This is a genomic window from Lysobacter sp. P5_C4 (genome assembly GCF_054049695.1).
The window spans coordinates 527,741-545,878 of record NZ_JBFULX010000001.1 but is presented as its reverse complement, the minus strand read 5'-3'; the positions used below and the strand labels follow the sequence as shown (position 1 = coordinate 545,878).

Annotated in this window: 19 protein-coding genes; 5 read left to right on the top strand and 14 right to left on the bottom strand. The window is 67.5% G+C overall.

The genetic code is table 11. The features are described from left to right. A complete protein-coding gene (locus ACXJJ8_RS02535) occupies positions 1-1,257 on the top strand; it encodes a calcineurin-like phosphoesterase C-terminal domain-containing protein (protein WP_499026713.1) in 1,257 nt (418 codons plus the stop codon). On the opposite strand, the gene mtnC is transcribed toward ACXJJ8_RS02535, so the two are convergent. From mtnC to ACXJJ8_RS02515, 4 genes are all read right to left on the bottom strand, one after another. Beyond that, a complete protein-coding gene (mtnC, locus tag ACXJJ8_RS02530; RefSeq protein ID WP_499026710.1) occupies positions 1,254-1,943 on the bottom strand; it encodes an acireductone synthase in 690 nt (229 codons plus the stop codon). The two genes, ACXJJ8_RS02535 and mtnC, sit on opposite strands and share 4 nt — an antisense overlap. Then, positions 1,940-2,500 carry a 1,2-dihydroxy-3-keto-5-methylthiopentene dioxygenase gene (locus ACXJJ8_RS02525; protein WP_499026709.1) on the bottom strand — a complete coding sequence of 187 codons (561 nt, stop codon included), beginning with the start codon at positions 2,498-2,500 and terminating at the stop codon, positions 1,940-1,942. The genes mtnC and ACXJJ8_RS02525 overlap by 4 nt, the downstream gene beginning before the upstream one ends. Beyond that, positions 2,497-3,135, bottom strand: coding sequence for a methylthioribulose 1-phosphate dehydratase (locus tag ACXJJ8_RS02520; protein WP_499026707.1), 639 nt, complete (start codon positions 3,133-3,135; stop codon positions 2,497-2,499). Before ACXJJ8_RS02520 ends, ACXJJ8_RS02525 begins: the two co-directional genes overlap by 4 nt. Positions 3,136-3,237: 102 nt before the next feature. Beyond that, on the bottom strand, positions 3,238-4,755 hold the full coding sequence (locus ACXJJ8_RS02515) for an amino acid permease (RefSeq protein ID WP_499026706.1): 1,518 nt from the start codon (positions 4,753-4,755) through the stop codon (positions 3,238-3,240). Positions 4,756-4,909: 154 nt separating this feature from the next. Here ACXJJ8_RS02515 and ACXJJ8_RS02510 point away from each other — a divergent pair, with 154 nt between their 5' ends. Then, positions 4,910-5,458 (top strand): NUDIX hydrolase, encoded by a 549-nt coding sequence (locus ACXJJ8_RS02510; protein ID WP_499026705.1) that lies wholly within the window; start codon positions 4,910-4,912, stop codon positions 5,456-5,458. Between the two features lie 3 nt (positions 5,459-5,461). Here ACXJJ8_RS02510 and yeiP read toward each other — a convergent pair whose 3' ends face one another. From yeiP to ACXJJ8_RS02470, 8 genes are read right to left on the bottom strand one after another with little or no spacing between them, the layout of a single operon-like run. Further along, positions 5,462-6,028, bottom strand: coding sequence for an elongation factor P-like protein YeiP (gene yeiP, locus ACXJJ8_RS02505; protein ID WP_499026704.1), 567 nt, complete (start codon positions 6,026-6,028; stop codon positions 5,462-5,464). A 4-nt stretch (positions 6,029-6,032) separates the two neighbouring features. Then, positions 6,033-6,803, bottom strand: a complete 771-nt coding sequence (locus ACXJJ8_RS02500) for an SDR family NAD(P)-dependent oxidoreductase (protein ID WP_499026703.1) — start codon at positions 6,801-6,803, stop codon at positions 6,033-6,035. A 41-nt stretch (positions 6,804-6,844) separates the two neighbouring features. Next, positions 6,845-8,152: a metal-dependent hydrolase family protein gene (locus ACXJJ8_RS02495; RefSeq protein ID WP_499026702.1), complete on the bottom strand. Its 1,308-nt coding sequence runs from the start codon at positions 8,150-8,152 to the stop codon at positions 6,845-6,847. Between the two features lie 2 nt (positions 8,153-8,154). Then, a complete protein-coding gene (locus ACXJJ8_RS02490; RefSeq protein ID WP_499026700.1) occupies positions 8,155-8,640 on the bottom strand; it encodes a GNAT family N-acetyltransferase in 486 nt (161 codons plus the stop codon). After that, positions 8,633-11,116 (bottom strand): sensor domain-containing protein, encoded by a 2,484-nt coding sequence (locus tag ACXJJ8_RS02485; protein ID WP_499026699.1) that lies wholly within the window; start codon positions 11,114-11,116, stop codon positions 8,633-8,635. The genes ACXJJ8_RS02490 and ACXJJ8_RS02485 overlap by 8 nt, the downstream gene beginning before the upstream one ends. Continuing rightward, complete coding sequence (locus ACXJJ8_RS02480; RefSeq protein WP_499026698.1) at positions 11,113-12,006, bottom strand: hydroxymethylglutaryl-CoA lyase; 894 nt, start codon at positions 12,004-12,006, stop codon at positions 11,113-11,115. The genes ACXJJ8_RS02485 and ACXJJ8_RS02480 overlap by 4 nt, the downstream gene beginning before the upstream one ends. Continuing rightward, positions 11,999-14,014 (bottom strand): acetyl/propionyl/methylcrotonyl-CoA carboxylase subunit alpha, encoded by a 2,016-nt coding sequence (locus ACXJJ8_RS02475; RefSeq protein WP_499026697.1) that lies wholly within the window; start codon positions 14,012-14,014, stop codon positions 11,999-12,001. Before ACXJJ8_RS02475 ends, ACXJJ8_RS02480 begins: the two co-directional genes overlap by 8 nt. Then, positions 14,014-14,802 (bottom strand): enoyl-CoA hydratase-related protein, encoded by a 789-nt coding sequence (locus tag ACXJJ8_RS02470; RefSeq protein ID WP_499026695.1) that lies wholly within the window; start codon positions 14,800-14,802, stop codon positions 14,014-14,016. Before ACXJJ8_RS02470 ends, ACXJJ8_RS02475 begins: the two co-directional genes overlap by 1 nt. Before the next feature lie 107 nt (positions 14,803-14,909). Between ACXJJ8_RS02470 and ACXJJ8_RS02465 the strand changes: the two genes are divergently transcribed. Genes ACXJJ8_RS02465 through ACXJJ8_RS02455 form a run of 3 tightly spaced genes read left to right on the top strand, consistent with a single transcriptional unit; the run spans position 14,910 to position 17,247 of the window. Beyond that, on the top strand, positions 14,910-15,158 hold the full coding sequence (locus tag ACXJJ8_RS02465) for a FeoA family protein (protein WP_499026694.1): 249 nt from the start codon (positions 14,910-14,912) through the stop codon (positions 15,156-15,158). Then, positions 15,155-17,005, top strand: coding sequence for a ferrous iron transport protein B (feoB, locus tag ACXJJ8_RS02460; protein ID WP_499026692.1), 1,851 nt, complete (start codon positions 15,155-15,157; stop codon positions 17,003-17,005). Before ACXJJ8_RS02465 ends, feoB begins: the two co-directional genes overlap by 4 nt. Next, entirely contained in the window at positions 17,005-17,247 is a 243-nt protein-coding gene (locus tag ACXJJ8_RS02455; protein WP_499026691.1) for a DUF6587 family protein, read from the top strand. Before feoB ends, ACXJJ8_RS02455 begins: the two co-directional genes overlap by 1 nt. Before the next feature lie 3 nt (positions 17,248-17,250). On the opposite strand, the gene ACXJJ8_RS02450 is transcribed toward ACXJJ8_RS02455, so the two are convergent. Together ACXJJ8_RS02450 and ACXJJ8_RS02445 are read right to left on the bottom strand one after the other, a co-directional pair. Beyond that, positions 17,251-17,613 carry a hypothetical protein gene (locus tag ACXJJ8_RS02450; protein ID WP_499026690.1) on the bottom strand — a complete coding sequence of 121 codons (363 nt, stop codon included), beginning with the start codon at positions 17,611-17,613 and terminating at the stop codon, positions 17,251-17,253. A gap of 2 nt (positions 17,614-17,615) precedes the next feature. Then, positions 17,616-18,128 (bottom strand): bactofilin family protein, encoded by a 513-nt coding sequence (locus ACXJJ8_RS02445; protein WP_499026689.1) that lies wholly within the window; start codon positions 18,126-18,128, stop codon positions 17,616-17,618. Between the last annotated feature and the right edge of the window lie 10 nt (positions 18,129-18,138).

The following is an 18,138-nucleotide window of genomic DNA, read 5'->3' as shown; positions in this document are numbered from 1 at the left end:
ATGCGGGCGAACCGCTGGTGCGCGCTGGCCCTGGCAACGGGCTTGGTCGCGCCGGCGCATGCCGCGGAGCCGCAGCGCTTCCTCGTCTTCGGCGATCCGCAGCCGAAGTCGGACGCCGATGTCGATTACTTCATTCGCGACGTCGTCGCGTCGGCGCGCCCGGTTGCGAAAGGCAGCGCCGCCACGATCATCCTCGGCGACATCGTCCAGGACAAACCGGCGCTGTATCCCGGCATCAAGGCTGCGACCCGGCGCCTGGGCATCCCCATCCTTTTCGCGCCCGGCAACCACGACATGGATGCCGGCGCTGAATCGGACGCCTCGGCGCTCGGCCATTGGCACAAGGCTTTCGGCGCGGATACGTACCTGCGGAGGTTCGCGTCCGCGAATGTCATCGTGCTCGACGATGTCGTCGCGCTGCCGGGCACGACGCCGGGTTACGTCGGCGGGTTGCGCGAGGATCAGTTCGCGAAGATCGAAGCCTGGTTGCGCGACCTGCCGCGCGACAAGCTCCTGGTCCTCGGCGCGCACATCCCGTTCTTCGAGACCTCGACGGTGCAAGGGGTCGAAAGCTTTCGCTCGGCCGATCGCAAACGTCTGTTCGCCTTGTTGCGTCCGTTCCCGCATGTGCTGTTGCTGAGTGCGCACACGCACAACCAGCAACAGTTCTTCCACGATGCGAAGGACGGGTGGCAGGGCGCGCAGCCCCTGCATGAGTACAACGTGGGTGCGGCGTGCGGTGCGTTCTGGTCGGGCGCGCCCGATGCGCAGGGCATTCCCGACACGACGATGAGCGACGGCACGCCGAACGGATTCGCGACGCTCGATGTGCAGGCCGACGGCAGTTACGCGCTCGCCTGGCATCCCGCGCGCGACCCGGCGGACACGCAGATCGCCTTGCACGCGCCGAAGGTGCTGCGTCGCGGCGCCTGGCCCGCGTGGGGCTTATACGCGAACGTGTACATGGGCCATGCCGGCACGCGCGTGGAATATCGCGTGGACGACGGCGACTGGATGCCGATGCAACGCGTGGCGCAGCCCGATCCGCGGCTGGTCGAGGAGAACGTGCGGGACGATGCGGCCGAAACGCTGCGCGGGTTCGATCGCTCGCCGGAGGCGACGCCGTCGACGCATCTGTGGCGCGGTACCTTGCCGACGAAGCTCGATGCAGGGCAGCACAGCGTCGAAGTGCGGGCCTTCGATATAGGGCGCGGCGAAACGCGCACGACGACCACGTACCGCCTCGACGACCGCTAGGGCGTGATGTCCGCGAAGGATTCCACGCGCGCGTGGCCGTGCGTCGCTTCACCCGTGCGGGGCGTCGGGTAGTCCTCCCGCCGATCCAGCAACACCGTGCGCATGCCCGCATCGCGCGCGGCATCGAGTTCCTCGACGATATCCGACAGGAACACGATGTCGCCCGCATTCCCGCCGTAGTCGGCCGCGATCCGGCGATAGCTGTCCGCATCGCGCTTGTGCCCGACTGCCGTATCGAACCAGGCGGTGAACATCCCCGCCAGGTCGCCCGCATCGGTGTGTGCGAACAACAACTTCTGCGCCGGCACCGAGCCCGACGAATACACCGCGAGCGGATGTCCCGCATCGTGCCAGGCGCGCAACGCCGGCGCGACATCCGGATACAGCGGTGCGGTGAAGTCGGCGTTGCGATAGCCCGCGTCCCACACCATGCCTTGCAACGCCTTCAGCGCAGTGTGTTTGCGGTCTTCGTCGATCCAGCCCTGCAGCGTCTCGACGATCATGTCGTCGCTGCACACGCCGCCGTTTTCCATCGCGACCTGGTCGAGCCAGCGGCGCACTTCCGGTTCGTTGCCGTGTTCGCGCACGAAGCCCGGCAGCGCGCGGCGCGCGTACGGGAACAACACGTCGCGCACGAAGGAGATGCTGCTGGTGGTGCCTTCGATGTCGGTGAGGATGCGCGTCACTCGCGCGCCTGCCCTACTTCGAAACGTGGGAAGCGCGTGGCGATATCCGCGCCGGTGAAATGACCGACCCAGCCATCGGGCTCGGTGAAGAAGCGGATCGCGACGAAGCGCGGCTCCGGCCCCATGTCGAACCAATGCGTCATGCCATCGGGGACGGCGACGAGGTCGCCCGCTTCGCACAGCAACTCGTAGACGCGCCCCTCGACGTGGAGCGTGAACAACCCCGAGCCGTCGACGAAGAAGCGCACTTCATCTTCCTTGTGGAAGTGTTCGTCGAGGAACTTCTTGCGCATCTCGCCGCGGTTCGGATTGTCGGGGGCGATGCTCACGACATCGACCGTGCGGAAGCCGCGGTCGGACACCAGGCGATCGATGTCGGCCTTGTACGCGGCCAGGATCGCCTCGGGTGGATCGCCGGCCTTCACCGGCTGCGTGGCCTCCCAGCGTTCGAAGGAGACGTTGATCGGCGCCAGTTCGCGCGCGATGTCCTCGAGCGTGCGCGCGACGACGACGGGCTGGTCGGGGTGTTCTTCTTCGAAGATGCGCAGGCGGCTCATCGTTGCAGTTTCCTCAGTTCCAGTTCGCAGCCGATCAGGAATTCGAAGGCTTCCAGGTGGCGGCGCGCTTCGGCCATGTCGGTGCCCCATGCGTAGAGCCCGTGCCCGTCGATGAGGTAGCCACACATCGGGCGGCGGTCGAGCAGGGCGTCGACCTGCGCGGCGAGCGTATGCATGTCCTGCGAATTCGGCAGCACGGGCACGACGATTTCCGTTTCGTGCGTGTCGTTGCCGCGGAAGGCCTTCAGCAGTTCGTAGCCGTCCAGGCGCACCTGGCCCGCGCCGGCGAACAGGCGCGAGGCGATCGTCTGGTTCTGCGAATGCGTGTGCAGGATGCAGCCGACGTCCGGGAAGCGCTTGTAGAGCTGCGTGTGCAGCAGCGTTTCGGCCGAAGAGCGACGGTCGGTGGCGACCGGCTGGCCGTCGAGGTCGACGACCATGATGTCGTCCTCGGTGAGGTGGCCCTTGTCCTTGCCGGACACCGTGATCGCGGCGTGTTGCGCATCGATGCGGCGCGAAAAGTTGCTGCTGGTGGCCGGCGTCCACCCGCGCGCCGCGAGTTCGGTGACGTTGGCGACGATCTCGGCGGCCGCGCGATGCAGCGCTTCGCGGTCGAAGGGGAGGGGGGCGTCCATGCGGGGGAGTTTACCCGCTGCTTGTTCAGCCGCTGCAAACGCCGCGCCCCAAAAGGAAACGGCGCGGTTGCCCGCGCCGTTTCGTGTGTCGCCTGTCGCCGGTTACGGGCCCGGATTCGGGCCTTCGTGCACCAGCGGATCGGCCACGAGCGGGTCGGCGTAACCGTGCAGCAGCTTCTCGTTGCCCGGTGCCAGGTGGCTGCGGCCACGCGCGTAGACGAAGTACACGATCAGGCCGAGGACCGCCCAGATGCAGAAGTACTTGATCGTCGGGTTCCAGCCGAGGCTGAAGAACAGCAGCACGCAGCCGGCCATCGCGAGCGGGCCGACGATCCAGATCAACGGCGTGCGGAACGGACGGTGGCGGCCCGGATCGGTCTTGCGCAGCACCATCACGCCGGCGGCGACCATGAAGAACGCGAAGAGCGTGCCGGAGTTCGAGATGTCGGCCAGCATGCCGACCGGGAACATCGCCGCGAACAACGAGACGAACACGCCCGTGATCCAGGTCACCACGTGCGGCGTGTGGAAGCGCGGATGCACGCGGGACAGGCGCTCCGGCAGCAGGCCGTCGCGGGCCATGGTGAACAGGATGCGCGTCTGGCCGAAGATCATCATCAGCACGACCGACGGCAGCGCGACGATGGCGGCGATGGCGACCCAGTTGCCGACGCTCGGCCAACCGATGTGGCGCAGCACGAAGGCCAGCGGTTCCTTGCTCATCGACAGCGGGCCACCCGGCTGCGCGCCGACGGCGCCGACGGCGGCGTAGGCGACCAGCAGGTAGAACACGGTGCAGACGGCGAGCGAACCGATCAGGCCGATCGGGATGTTGCGGTTCGGGTTCTTCGTTTCCTCGGCGGCGGTGGAGACCGCGTCGAAGCCGACGTAGGCGAAGAAGATCGACGCCGCGGCGCCCAGCACGCCGACGCCCGAGAGCGGGGTGCCCCAGCCGTTCGGAAGCATCGGGACGAAGTTCGCGTGGCTGACCGCCGGAATGGCGAGTGCGATGAACGCGGTCAGCGCGATGATCTTGACGATCACCAGGATGGCCGTGAACTTCGCCGACTTCGACGTACCGATCACCAGCAGCCAGGTGATGAGCAGCGAGAGCAGGAAGGCGATGAGGTTGAACGAGCCGCGCGCGACGGTGCCGTCGGCCAGCGTGATCGTGTCGCCCGGGCCCGCCGTCAGCGCGACGGGCAATGGCATGCCGACCGCATTGAGGAACCCGTTGGCGTACCCCGACCAACCCACGGCGACCGCACCTGCGGCGACCGCGTACTCGAGGATCAGCGCCCAGCCGACCATCCATGCGATGAGCTCGCCCAGGACAGCGTAGGAGTAGGTGTAGGCGGAGCCGGAGACCGGCACCATCGCCGCGATCTCCGAGTAGATCAGCGCCGTCAACGCGCAGACGAAGCCTGCGATGACGAACGAATACATCATGCCCGGGCCGGCCTTGTTGGCTGCCACCGCCGTCAGCACGAAGATGCCGGTGCCGATGACCGCGCCGATGCCGAGCATCGTGAGGTCGAATGCGCCGAGCTGGCGCGTAAGCGACCGCTTGGCGGCGGTCTCCAGGATCAGGTCCAGCGGTTTCCTGCGTTCGAACAACATTGCGAGCTCCCCAAGGCGAGTCGGTAGTCCCAGATAGGCCGGGTGGGTGGGGCCACCGCGAACCGTCGGAACATACAGTGCGCCGCCTTCACGGCACAAGGTCCGCACGTTTGGTTGCAGGGATAATGCTCCCCCTCCCGTCAGGAATCCGCGAATGAACAGGTCGGAACTCGCCCCCCAGCGCGCAATGCTCGCCCGCTACGCCGCGCGCTGGCCGGCCGAAGCGGCGACCGTGGCGCGGTTCGCGGCCCTGCTGGACGACGCGCAGGACCCGTTCCTGCGCGAACGGCTGGCCGGCCATTTCACCGCTTCGGCCTGGTTGGTCGATCGTGCGGGTGCGCGCGTGTTGCTCACGCATCATCGGAAGCTCGATCGCTGGCTGCAGCTCGGCGGCCACAGCGACGGCGAACGGGATTTCGCGCGCGTGGCCCTGACCGAAGCCGAGGAGGAATCGGGCCTGACGGGCTTGTCGGTGGAGGCGGAGATCTTCGACCTCGACGCGCACGAAATTCCGGAACACAAGGGCGTGCCGGCGCACATCCACTACGACGTGCGATTCATCGTGCGCGCCCAAGAGAACGAAGCATTCGTTGTCAGCGACGAATCGCACGCGCTGGCATGGCGTGCGATCGCGTCCTTGCCGGCCGACCCCTCGATGGATCCGTCGGTGCGGCGGATGGCGGAGAAGTGGCTGTCGCGCTGAACCTCAGTCCGCGCGACCGCCGAATTCGCCGGTGGTGGTGTTGACCCACACCTTCTCGCCGGTGCCGATGTATTCGGGAACCATGATCTCGATGCCGGTGGTCAGCTTCGCCGGCTTCGGGCGCTTGGTGGCCGTGCCGCCCTTGAGTTCGGGCGGGGTTTCGATCACTTCCATCGCCACGCTCTGCGGCAACTGGATGGCGACCGGCGCGTCGTCGATCAGCTGCACGTAGATGCCCGTGAGGTCCTCGACGATGTAACCGGCGGCGTCGCCGATCGCGTCCGCGTCGAGCGTGTACGGCGTGTAGTCCTCGTCGTCGAGGAACACGAACGCGTCGCCGTCCTTGTACGAATACGTCGCCTGGCGCCGGCTCATGTCGACTTCGCGCAGGTCGTCGTCGCCGTCGAAGCTCGCATCGAGCTTGGTGGCGCCCGGGATGCTGTACATCACGAAGCGGAAACGCACGTTGCCGCCGCGGCCCTGCGGCGAACTGCGTTCGATGTCGCGCACTTGATAAACGCCGCCGTTGTGTTCGACGACGTTGCCTTTCTTGATGTCGTAAGCCTTCATGGGATCACTTCGGTGCGAGGCGCGTGGCGCCGTCGAGGCGGATCGTTTCGCCGTTGAGGTAGGTGTTGCCGAGGATGTAGGCGACGAGGTCGGCGAACTCTTCGGGCTTGCCCAAGCGCGAGGGGAAGGGGATCGAAGCGGCGAGGGCCTGCTGCACGTTGTCCGGCATGCCGTCGACCATCGGCGTCCAGAACACGCCCGGGGCGATGGTCATCACGCGGATGCCGAAACGCGCGAGTTCGCGCGCCATCGGGAGCGTCATGCCGACCACGCCGCCCTTCGACGCCGAATACGCGGCCTGGCCGATCTGTCCTTCGTACGCAGCGACCGACGCGGTGTTGATGATCACGCCGCGCTCGCCGTCGGTGCCGGGGTCGTTGTGCTGCATCAGGTTCGCCGCGGCCTTCGCCACGTTGAAGCTGCCGACGAGGTTGACCATGACGGTCGTCGAGAATTGCGACAGCGGCATCGGCGCTTCCTTGCCGAGCACGCGGCCCGCACCGAGGATGCCGGCGCAGTTGATCGCGACGTTCAGGCCCCCGAGGAAATCCTTTGCGGCGGCGACGTTCGCGGTGACGCCCGCTTCGTCGCTGACATCGGTCTTGAAGAAGGTTGCTTTGGCGGCACCGAGTTGTGCAATGGCGGCCGCGCCCTTTTCTTCGTTGACATCGAACAGCGCGACCTTCGCGCCGTTGGCGACCAGGTGCTGCGCGACCGCGAAGCCCAGGCCGGAGACGCCGCCGGTGACGATGGCGCGGGTGGAAGACAGTTGCATGGGTCAGTCCCTGCGGGCGGTAAAGAGCCGGGGATTTTAGCCTATGGCGCGGCCGCGTCCGGCCGGCGGGCGACCGCGCCGTCCTTCATCACGAAGACCGGATGGCGCAAGGCGCCGATGTCCTGCGTCGGGTCGCCGGTGAAGGCCGCCAGGTCGGCGCGCAAGCCGGTGCGGATCGCGCCGAACTTCGCGTCCTGGCGCAGCACCTTCGCCGCCACTGTCGTGCAGGCCTGCAGGGCTTCCACCGGCGTCATGCCCAGGCGGACCAGCCATTCGGGCTCGCGGAAGTTGTCGCCATGGGCGAACACGCCGACGTCGCTGCCGCAGGCGATCGTCGTGCCGGCCTTGCGCGCGCGGGCGAAGGCGGCGGCGACCTCGCGCATTTCCTGCGTCGGCTGCGATTGGCCGGGGACGTAATGTTCGAAGTATTCGCCATAGGCTTCGGTGGCGGTCAGCGTCGGCAGCCATGCCACGTTGTGCTCGCGCATGCGGCGGAACGTTTCGTCGGAGACTTCGTAACCGTGTTCGATCGTGTCGGCGCCCGCGTCGACGGCCATCCGCACGGCCTTGTCGGTCATCGCGTGCACGGCGACGGGGCGGCCGGAGAGGTGCGCGGCTTCCACCATCGCTTTCAACTCGGCGGGCGTGAATGTCGGTTGCGTGCTGCCGTCGGTGCCGATGCGGTAGTCGCCGTAAAGCTTGATCCAGTCCGCGCCGTGACCCGCCTGGTCGCGCACGGCGGCGATGCCGGCGTCGACGCCGCTGACTTCCTGCGCGCCGCGCGGCAGGTTCAGATCGTCGCGAAAACCACGCGGGCCGGGGCCGTAGCTGGCCGTCGCGACGATCGCCTTCGTCGCGACGAACAAGCGCGGACCATCGGTCAATCCGTTTTCGATCGCATGCTTCATCGCGACATCGTCGTAGTTCGCGCCTTCGGTGCCGAGGTCGCGCAGGGTGGTGAAGCCGGCCTGCAACGTGTCGTGTGCGTGGCGCGCCGCGCGCAGAACGCGTTCGGCCTCCGGCTCTTTCAGGACCTGGTCGTTCCAGAGCGTCTCGTTGTAGGGATGCAGGAAAATGTGCGAGTGCAGGTCGATCAATCCCGGCACCACCGTCGCGCCGGGGAGGGCGATGCGCTGCGCATCGGCAGGTGCGCCGATGGTTTCCGCATCACCGACGGAGGCGATCGCGCCGTCGCGCACGAGCACGACCCACCCGGCGTGTGCCGCGCCTTCGCCGGTCCACACGCGATCGGGTTGCAGCAAATAGGTGGGCTTCGGCGCCTCCGCGGCGAAGGCCTGCAACGACACCAACGCCAGCAACGCCAGCAACGCACCCAGCCATGCACGCATCGTCAGAGCTCCAACAGATAGAACGTGTTGCAGCCGCCGTGGCCGGTGGCGCCCATCGGTTTGTCGATGCGCCGGAAGCCGGTGCGTTCGTACAGGCGCATCGCCGCATCCATCCCCGCAAGCGTTTCGAGATAGCAGCGCTTGAAACCGAATGCGCGCGCTGCGTCGAGCGACAGGCGCATCACTTCGGCACCGGCGCCCAGGCCGCGCAACGACGACAGGAAATACATCTTGCGCAACTCGCAGGTATCCGCATCGCCGCCTTCCAGCGGCGCAACGCCGCCGCCGCCTTCCACGATGCCGTCGCGTTCGACCACCCAGTACGCGCTGCGTGGCTGCGCGTAACTGCGGCTCATCCAGTCGACTTCGGGATCGTTGATCGCGAACCCCGCGCCGCTCGCGCCGAATTCGGGCATCACGGTGCGGATGATTTCCGCCATGCGCGCATCGTCGCGCGCTTGTATGGGACGTACGGACACTTCAGGCATGGGCTTTCGTGGGGACGTGGCGCGCGATGCGCAGGGCGAGTTCTTCCGGCATCAGGCCCGGGGCGAAGAGGAACCCCTGGCCGATCTTGACGCCCAGGCGGATGAGGAATTGACGTTGCGCATCGCTCTCGACGCCTTCGGCGACGAGGCCGAGGCCCAGGCTTTGCGCGATGCCGGCGACGGCCTGGCAGATCGCGACGTCGGAGGTGTTGTGCGGCACGCCCGAGAGGAATTGCTGGCTGAGTTTCAGGCCATGGATCGGCAGGCGGCGCAGGTAGTTGAGCGCGCTGTAACCTTCGCCGAAATCGTCGATGCTCAACAACACGCCGAGCATGCGCAGCCCCGCGAAGGTCGTCAGCGTATCGGGTGCATCTTCGATCAACACGCGCTCGGTGAACTCCAGTTCCAGCGCGTCGCCGGGCAGGCCGGCGCTTGCGAGCGCTTCGGACACGGTTTCGGCGAGGTCTTCGGCGAGGAACTGGCGGTAGGAAACATTCACCGCGACGCGTTCGATCGACAGGCCTTCGTCGCGCCAACGCCGCATCTGCTGGCACGCCTCGCGCAACACCCAGCCGCCGATGCGCACGATGTCGCCGGTGTTCTCCGCGTGCCCGATGAAATGATCGGGGCGCATTTCGCCGAGCGTGTCGTTGCGCCAGCGGATCAAGGCTTCGGCGGCGACGATGCGGCCCGTCGCCAGTTCGACCTGCGGCTGGTAGACCAACTTGAATTCGCGATTGTCGACCGCGCGCCGCAGGTGCGTTTCCATCTGCAGGCGTTGCAACTGCTGTTCGGCCAGCGCGGGGCTGAAATCCTGCCAGCCGTTGCGCGCGCGGCGTTTGCTGTCGTACATCGCGACGTCGGCGTTCTGGATCAACCCTTGCGGGCGATCGCCATGTTCGGGCGCGCGCGCGATGCCGATGCTCGCGGTGATCGTGAATTCCTCGCCGGCCATGCGGAAGGCATCGCCGAACGCCTCGAGGATCGCAGCCGCCAGCCGTTGCGGACGCTCGGGATCATCGCCGGTCTGGCACACGACGAGGAATTCGTCGCCGCCGAAGCGCGCGATCAAACCTTCGGTCGCAACCGCGCGCTGGATGCGGCGCGCGGCGCTCGCGATCACCTGGTCGCCGGCGGCGTGGCCGAGGACATCGTTGACGACCTTGAAGCGATCCAGGTCGATGTAGAGCACGGCGACGTCGGAATGCGAGGGGTCGGACAATCGCGCCTGGAGTTCCTCCAGCACCGCGTCGCGGTTGAACAACATCGTCAGCGGGTCGGTGCGCGCCTGCACGCGCAGGGTTTCCTCGGCCTGCTTGGTTTCGGTGATGTCCTGGAACGTGCCGGTCAGGCGCGTGCCCGTCGGGTCGGCGGCTTCGGCTTCGCCGATGATGCGGATCCACAGCGAGTGCCCGTCGGCGCGGATGCCCTGCAGGTCCATCTCGAAGCCTTCGCCGTGTTCCACCGCGCGCGTCAGCGCTTCGTGGAAGCGCTTGCGTTCGGATTCGCGCAGGCACGCCTGCAACTCGCCCATGCTCGCCGACGCGCGCGCCAGCCCGAGCATGCGTTGCGCTTCGCCGGTGAGATACACGTGCTCGTTGTTGGCGTCCCATTCCCAACCACCGACGTGCGCGAGGTCCTGCACGCGATCGAACAGCGTGATGTCGCGCTTGAACCCGGTGACGTCGGAAAACAGCGACAACACCTGCATGGGGTGATCCTGCCCCGGCGCGAACTGGGGCACCGAGGTGATCGACAGCCAGGTCAGGCGGCGTGTGCGCAGGTTCAGGAAACCGAGCACGGTACTCGGCGAAATCGTGCCGGTGCGCAGTGCGCGGAACGAGGGAAGGTCCTGGTCGTCCAGTTGCTTGCCGTGTTCGTCGAAGACACGCCAGTGATCCAGCGCGAGTTCTTCCACCAGGCTGGCGCCTTTCGGGATCCCCAGGATGCGCATCGCTGCCGGATTGGCGTACGCGACGCGGCCATCGGCCTTGCGCACGAGGATGCCCTTGTCGATCACTTCCATCAGCTCGCGATAGCGGACTTCCGCTTCGTGTCGTTTGCTGAGGTCGCGGGCGACGGCGACGATGCGGGTCTCGCCGCCATCGTCGAACCCGGCCGAATGCACCTCGACGGGGAAGCGCGTGCCGTCGGCACGCATGTTGGTGACTTCGACGACGTAGGTGCCGCCGCGATTGAGCACTTCCCACACCGGCGCGAGATGGTCGCGCGGAAGATCGGGATTGAGGATGTCGATGTTCTTGCCGATGATGTCGCCGCGCGGGCGGTTGTACGCCGCAATGCCCGCGGTGTTGAGGTCGAGCACCGTGCCTTCCCAGTCCAGGATGCTGACCGGGTCGGGCACCGCGTCGAACAATGCGCGGAAGCGATTGCGTTCCACCTCGAGCGCCGCGCTGGCGGCTTGCAGCGCAGCCTGCGCGTCCGCGAGTTTCCGGCGGAGCGCGTCGTCTTTCACGCCACTGCCCGCGCCTGGGTGACCTTGCTGCTGCTCGAGCGACCGAGGAGATCGGCGAGCCAACGGCCGGTGTCGACGAGTCTGTCCAGGTCGATGCCGGTCTGCATGCCCATGCCGTGCAGCATGTAGACGACGTCTTCGGTCGCGACATTGCCGGTCGCGCCCTTCGCGTAAGGGCAGCCGCCCGTGCCGGAGACTGAAGCGTCCGCCACGCGCACGCCTTCTTCCAGGCAGGCGAGCAGATTGGGAAGCGCCTGGCCGTAGGTGTCGTGGAAATGCACGGCGAGCGCACGCATCGGCACTTCCTGCGCGACGGCGCGCAACATCGCGCGCGCTTTCGCCGGCGTGCCGACGCCGATCGTGTCGCCGAGCGAGATCTCGTAACACCCGAGCGCATGCATGCGCTTGGCGACGCGCACGACGTCCGCGACCGCCACTTCGCCCTGGTATGGGCAGCCGAGCACGGTGGAAACGTAGCCGCGCACGCGCACGCCTTCGTGGTTCGCACGTTCGAGGACGGGGCGGAAGCGTTCGATCGATTCATGGATCGTCGCGTTGATGTTCTTTTGGTTGAAAGCCTCCGATGCCGCGGTGAACACCGCGACTTCGTCGGCGCCGACGGCGCGCGCGCGGTCGTAGCCCTGTTCGTTCGGCACCAGCACCGGATAACGCACGCCGTGCTTGCGCGTGATGCCCGCGAACACTTCGGCGGCGTCGGCCAGTTGCGGCACCCACTTCGGGCTCACGAAGCTCGTCGCTTCGATCGTCGACAGCCCGGTGGCGGTCAGGCGATCGATCAGTTCGATCTTCGACGGCGTGGGGACCAGCGTTTTTTCGTTCTGCAGCCCGTCGCGCGGGCCGACTTCGACGATGCGGACGTGGTCAGACATCAGCTTCAAGCGTCACGAGGACGGCGTCGGCGTCGACGAAATCGCCGGCAGCCGCACGCACTTCGCCGATGCGCCCGTCGCGCGGCGCCTTGAGGCTCAATTCCATCTTCATCGCTTCGATCACGAGGACCTCCTGCCCTGCGCGGACGGCGTCGCCCGCGCGCGCCTTCACGACCACAACGCGACCGGGCATGGGCGCGAGGACACGGTTGCCGCCATCGCCGGCCGCAGCCGCATCCCGACGATACACCCCGACCGGCTCCAGGCGCAGGCGGCGCTGGCCGTCGTGGGCCACGGTGCGCTGGGCGTCGAGATCGATCGTGAAACGGCGGCCCTCGCCGTCGATGCGCGCGCTCAGCGCGCTGCCTTCGAGGCGGGCACCGGAGACCACGTGCGCCGCGCCCGCATGTTCGATGCGGTAGTCGCCGCCGCTGCCGTGCGCGGAAAGCACCAGGCGCTCCCCGCGATGCAGGAAGGCGAGATCGCGCTTGCCCGCGTGGCCCAGGCGCCAGCCGTCGGCGATGGCCCAGGGCGACGTCGGATCGCTCGACGCAGCGGCCGCTTCACGCGCTGCGCTTTCCTGCGCGAGCAATTGCGAGGTCGCGGCGGCGAGCAGCAGGCCCCGGTCGACTTCCGTCGGCGGCATGAATTCGTCGAGGTGGCGATCCAGGTACGCGGTGTCGATGGTGCCGTCCACGATCGCCGGATGGCGCACGAGGCGTTCGAGGAACTCGATGTTCGACTTCGGCCCGCCGATCTCGCATTGCGCGAGCGCATCGCGCAAGCGGGCGAGGGCAGACGCGCGGTCGGCGTCATGGACGATCAGTTTCGCGATCATCGGGTCGTAGAAGATCGTGACGGTGTCGCCGGCGACGACGCCCGAATCGATGCGCACATGGCCGTTGGTTGCCGGAAAGCGCAGGCGTTCGAGCTTGCCCGAGCCCGGCAGGAAGCCGGCTTCCGGATCTTCGGCGTACAGGCGCACTTCGATGGCGTGGCCGTCCTGCGCGATGTCCTCCTGCGCCAGCGGCAATGCTTCGCCGGCGGCGACGCGGAGTTGCCATTCGACGAGGTCCAGGCCCGTGACCATTTCGGTGACCGGGTGTTCGACCTGCAGGCGCGTGTTGATCTCCATGAAGTAGAACCCGGTCGGCACGCCGTCTTCGCCGGATTCGACGATGAATTCGCAGGTGCCGGCGTTGACGTAGTCGATCGCGCGCGCGGCGGCGACGGCGGCGTCGCCCATCTGCTTGCGCAATGCGGGCGTCAGTACGACCGAAGGCGACTCTTCGAGCACCTTCTGGTAGCGACGCTGCGCCGAACACTCGCGTTCGTTGAGATGCAGCGTGTGGCCGTGCGTGTCGGCGAAGACCTGGATTTCGATGTGGCGTGGGCGCGTGACGTAGCGTTCGAGCAGCACGCGGTCGCGGCCGAAGGCGTTGCGCGCTTCGCGCTGGCAGGATTCGAGCGCGGGCAGGAATTCATCGAGCACGCGCACGATGCGCATGCCCTTGCCGCCGCCGCCGTGCGCGGCCTTGATCATCAGCGGGAAGCCGATGCGCGCGGCTTCGCGCGCGAGCACGTCGGGCGATTGGTCTTCGCCCGTGTAACCGGGCACGACGGGCACGCCCGCTGCCTGCATCAATTCCTTTGCGCCGGCCTTGCTGCCCATCTTGCGCATCGATGCTGCGTGCGGGCCGATGAACACCAGGCCGGCGGCTTCGACCGCATCGGCGAAGTCGGCGTTTTCGCTCAGGAAACCGTAGCCGGGGTGGATCGCCTGTGCGCCGGATTTTTTCGCGACTTCCAGGATCGCATCGCCGCGCAGGTAACTGTCCTGCGGACGCGGGCCGCCGATCGGATACGCGGCATCGGCCAGGCGCACGTGTTGCGCATCGGCATCGGCTTCCGAGAACACCGCGACGGTGCGGATGCCGAGGCGGCGACAGGTGCGGATCACGCGGCAGGCGATTTCGCCGCGGTTGGCGATGAGGACCGTATCGAACATCAGGTTTCCGTCCAGGCGGGTTTGCGCTTGCCCAGGAAGGCCGACAGACCCTCCTGGCCTTCGGGCGAAACGCGGAGGCCGGCAATGAGCGCCGCATTCTCCGCATCGATTGTGTGGGCGTCGTGTGCGTTCGCAACGCGGCGGACGAGTGCCTTGGCGGTCGACGCGGCCACCGGGCCGGCTTGCATCAGCAAGGCGACCTGGTGCTGCACGGCGGTGTCGAGCGCCGCTTCGTCCGCGACGACTTGGTGCACCAGGCCGATGCGATGGGCTTCGTTCGCGTCGAACCGCTCGGCGGTGGCGAACCAGCGCCGCGCCTGGCGTGCGCCGATCGCGGCGATCACATAGGGTGATATCACGGCAGGCAGCAGGCCGAGGCGGGCTTCGGTGAGGCCGAAGGTGGCGTTGGCGCTCGCGATCGCGATGTCGCAGCAGGCGACCAGACCGACGCCGCCACCGAAGGCCGCGCCGTGGACGCGGGCGATGGTCGGCTTCGGGAGTTCGTCGAGCGTGCGCATCAGGCGCGCCAGCTTCAGCGAGTCCTCGCGGTTGTCCGCCTCGGTGGCCGCCGCCATGCCACGCATCCAGTTCAGGTCGGCGCCTGCAGAGAACGAGGCGCCGTCGCCTTCGAGCACGAGGACGCGGATGGCGGGGTCGCCGCCGATCTCGTCCAACGCCGCCGTGAGATCGGCGATCAGGTCGGCGTCGAAGGCGTTGTGCAGCTGCGGCCGGGCCAGGCGCAGGCGGGCGAGGGCGCCCTCGCGGAGCAACTGCAGGCTGTCGCGCATCGGGCCGTCCGTCAGGGAAAGAAGCCGAATGATAAGCCGGCCGGCCGTAGTGGTATTCTTGAGAACAATTCCTATTCGCCCGGCCACTGCCCAGTGAGTACCCGCCCGTGAGGCTGACCGACCTGCCGCGCCGCATCGCCGCCGCCGTCGAACGCGTCGAAGACCACGCGCCCAACGACGCCATCGCGCGCCGCCTGCGCGAACTCGGCTTTGTCGCGGGCGAATTGGTGGAAGTGGTGGCCGCTGGTCCGCTCGGCGCCGAACCGTTGCTCGTGCAAGTGGGCTTCACGCGATTCGCGCTGCGTCGCGCCGAAGCGCAACGCATCGTCGTGCGTCGCCACGAGGTCGTTGCATGAGCGCTGCCCTCGCAACGCCGCTGCGCGTCGCACTCGTCGGCAATCCCAATTGCGGGAAGACGGCGCTGTTCAACCTGCTCACCGGCAGCCGCCAGAAAGTGGCGAACTACGCCGGCGTCACCGTCGAACGCAAGGAAGGCCGCTTCCATGCGCCGTCGGGCCGCTCCTATGCATTGCTCGATCTTCCGGGCGCCTACAGCCTGCACGCCGCAAGCCTGGACGAAGCGATCACGCGCGATCTTTGCCGCGGCTTCTATCCCGGCGAACCCGCGCCCGACGTCATCGTCTGCGTCGTCGACGCCACCAACCTGCGCTTGCACCTGCGCTTCGCGCTCGAAGTGCGCGCGCTCGGCAAGCCGATGGTGCTCGCGGTCAACATGATGGATGCGGCCAAGCGTCGCGGCATCGAAGTGGATCTGGCGAAACTCGAAGGCGAACTCGGTGTCCCCGTCGTGCCGACGATCGCCGTGCGCCGCGATGGCGCACGTGCATTGGTCTCGATGCTCGATGCGATGTCGTCGAACATGCAGGCGCCTGCATCGACGCCCACCGATGTCGACCCCGAAGCACTGCACAAAGAGACGCGCCGCCTGCTGTCGCTCGCCGTGACGATGCCGCGCCGCACCGCGGAGATCGACGACGCGCTCGATCGCTGGCTGCTGCATCCGATCCTCGGGCTGGTCGCACTCGGCGTGGTGATGTTCCTGATCTTCCAGGCCGTGTACGCGTGGGCAACGCCGTTGATGGACGCCATCGACGCCGGCACGTCCTGGCTGGCCGAGTTCACCCGCACCACCTTGCCCGCGGGACCGCTCAACAGCCTGCTCGCCGACGGCATCATCTCGGGCGTCGGCGGCGTGATCGTGTTCCTGCCGCAGATCCTGATCCTGTTCCTCTTCATCCTCGCGCTCGAGGAGTCCGGTTACCTGCCGCGCGCGGCGTTCCTGCTGGATCGCACGATGGCGAAGGCGGGTTTGTCGGGGCGTTCGTTCATTCCGCTGTTGTCGTCGTTTGCATGTGCGATCCCCGGGATCATGGCGACGCGTTCGATCCAGGATCCGCGCGATCGCCTGGCGACGATCATCGTCGCACCGCTGATGACGTGTTCGGCGCGTTTGCCCGTGTATGCGTTGCTGATCGGCGCGTTCATCCCGAAGCGCGACATCGGCTGGTTCAACATGCAGGGCCTGGTGCTGTTCGCGCTGTACGCCGCCGGCATCCTCAGTGCGCTCGCCGTGGCGTGGGTGATGAAGAAATGGCGCCGCGACAAGAGCGAGCATCCGCTGATGCTGGAGCTGCCGTCGTACCGCATGCCGCACCCGCGCGACCTCGCGCTCGGCCTGTCGGAGCGCGCGATGATCTTCCTCAAGCGCGTGGGCGGCATCATCCTGGCGATGACGGTGCTGCTGTGGGTGCTGCTGTATTTCCCGCACGGCGGCACGGACGTCACCAACAGTTTCGCCGGCCATATCGGACGCGCGATGCAGACGGTGTTCGCGCCGATCGGCTTCAACTGGCAGATCTGCATCGCGCTGATTCCCGGCCTGGCGGCGCGCGAAGTGGCGGTGTCGTCGCTCGCGACCGTGTATGCCTTGCAGGCGGCGGACGATGCCGCGGCGTCGGCCGCGTTGTCGCCGATCATCGCCAGTGGCTGGTCGCTGGCGACGGCGCTGTCGTTGCTCGTCTGGTACATCTACGCGCCGCAATGCCTGTCGACGCTGGCGACGATCAAGCGCGAGACGGGGTCCTGGAAACAGATGGCGATCAGCGCCGGCTATCTGTTCGCGCTGGCGTATCTCGCGTCATTGGTGACCTACCAGGTCGCGGTCGCGATGGGAGGCGGGTGATGCACGCCGGGCTCCTCGCGCAGTACGTCGTGGTCGGTGCCGTGGTCGTCGCGAGCGGTGCATTCGTGTTGCATTCGCGCTGGCCTGCAGGCGTGCGCAAGTTTCGCGTCGCGTGCGCCGTGCCGCTGGTGCGCGAGGCACGGCCGAAGTGGGTGCGGAAGGTCGGCCTGTGGGTCGCGCCGACAGTGCGCAACGCCGCCGCATGCGGCGACGGCGGTTGCGACGGGTGTTCCTCGCACTGAGGATCAGTGGCGACGCTTGCCCTTCGCGCCGGTGGCTTCGATCATTTCGACGACCACCGAGAAGGTGCGCTTCTCATCGGGTTGCAACGCACCCACGCCGACGACCTGCCGCGTGACTTCCTCGCCGCGATCGTTCCGGATCGAAAGCACCATCGAATACTCGAACACCGTGTCGCCGTCGGGCGGCGAGATCGTGCCTTCGACCTGCAAGGGCTGGATCGCTGTCTTCGCGCGCGCGAGTGCGGCCTCGTCGTAACGCAGGTGGCCCCGGCACGCGGGGCACACGCTGGCGCTTTCGAGGATCGTCGCCTTGCAGTGCGGGCAGGTGCGCGTGGCACCTGCCGTTCCAGGGCGCGCGGCGCTCATGCTCAGGCGTCGTCGCCCTTGCGGCCCTTGTCGTCCCAACCGAATTCGACCGCACCGCGCATGCGCGAGCCGGCGGCGACGGTGAACGACTGGGCCTTGAGATCGCCATTGAGCACGCCGGTTTCCAGCAGCTCGACGCGCTGCGCCATTTCGACGTTGCCGTCGAGTTCGCCCGCGATGATGATCTTCTGCGCCTTGACGCCGCCGGTGAGCTTGGCGCCCTTCTCGATGGTCAGGTCGCCTTCGACGTTGACGTCGCCCTTGAACTGGCCGGCGATGCGCACATGGCCGGTGCCGTGGATCTTGCCTTCGATGGTGAGCTCGGCGGCGATCACCGATTCACCGACCTGGCGCGCGGCCGGGCGCGGGGCTGCCTGCGTCGGAGCCGGGGTGGGGGTGGCGGCAGCAGGCGTCGGCACAGCCGTGACCTCGGGCTGGAAGCGGGCCGGTTCCGACGACGGGGGCGGGTTGCCGGTGGCGGGCTTGGTGGGGGCCTGATCTTTCCAAAGGGCCATGGGCGGGAAA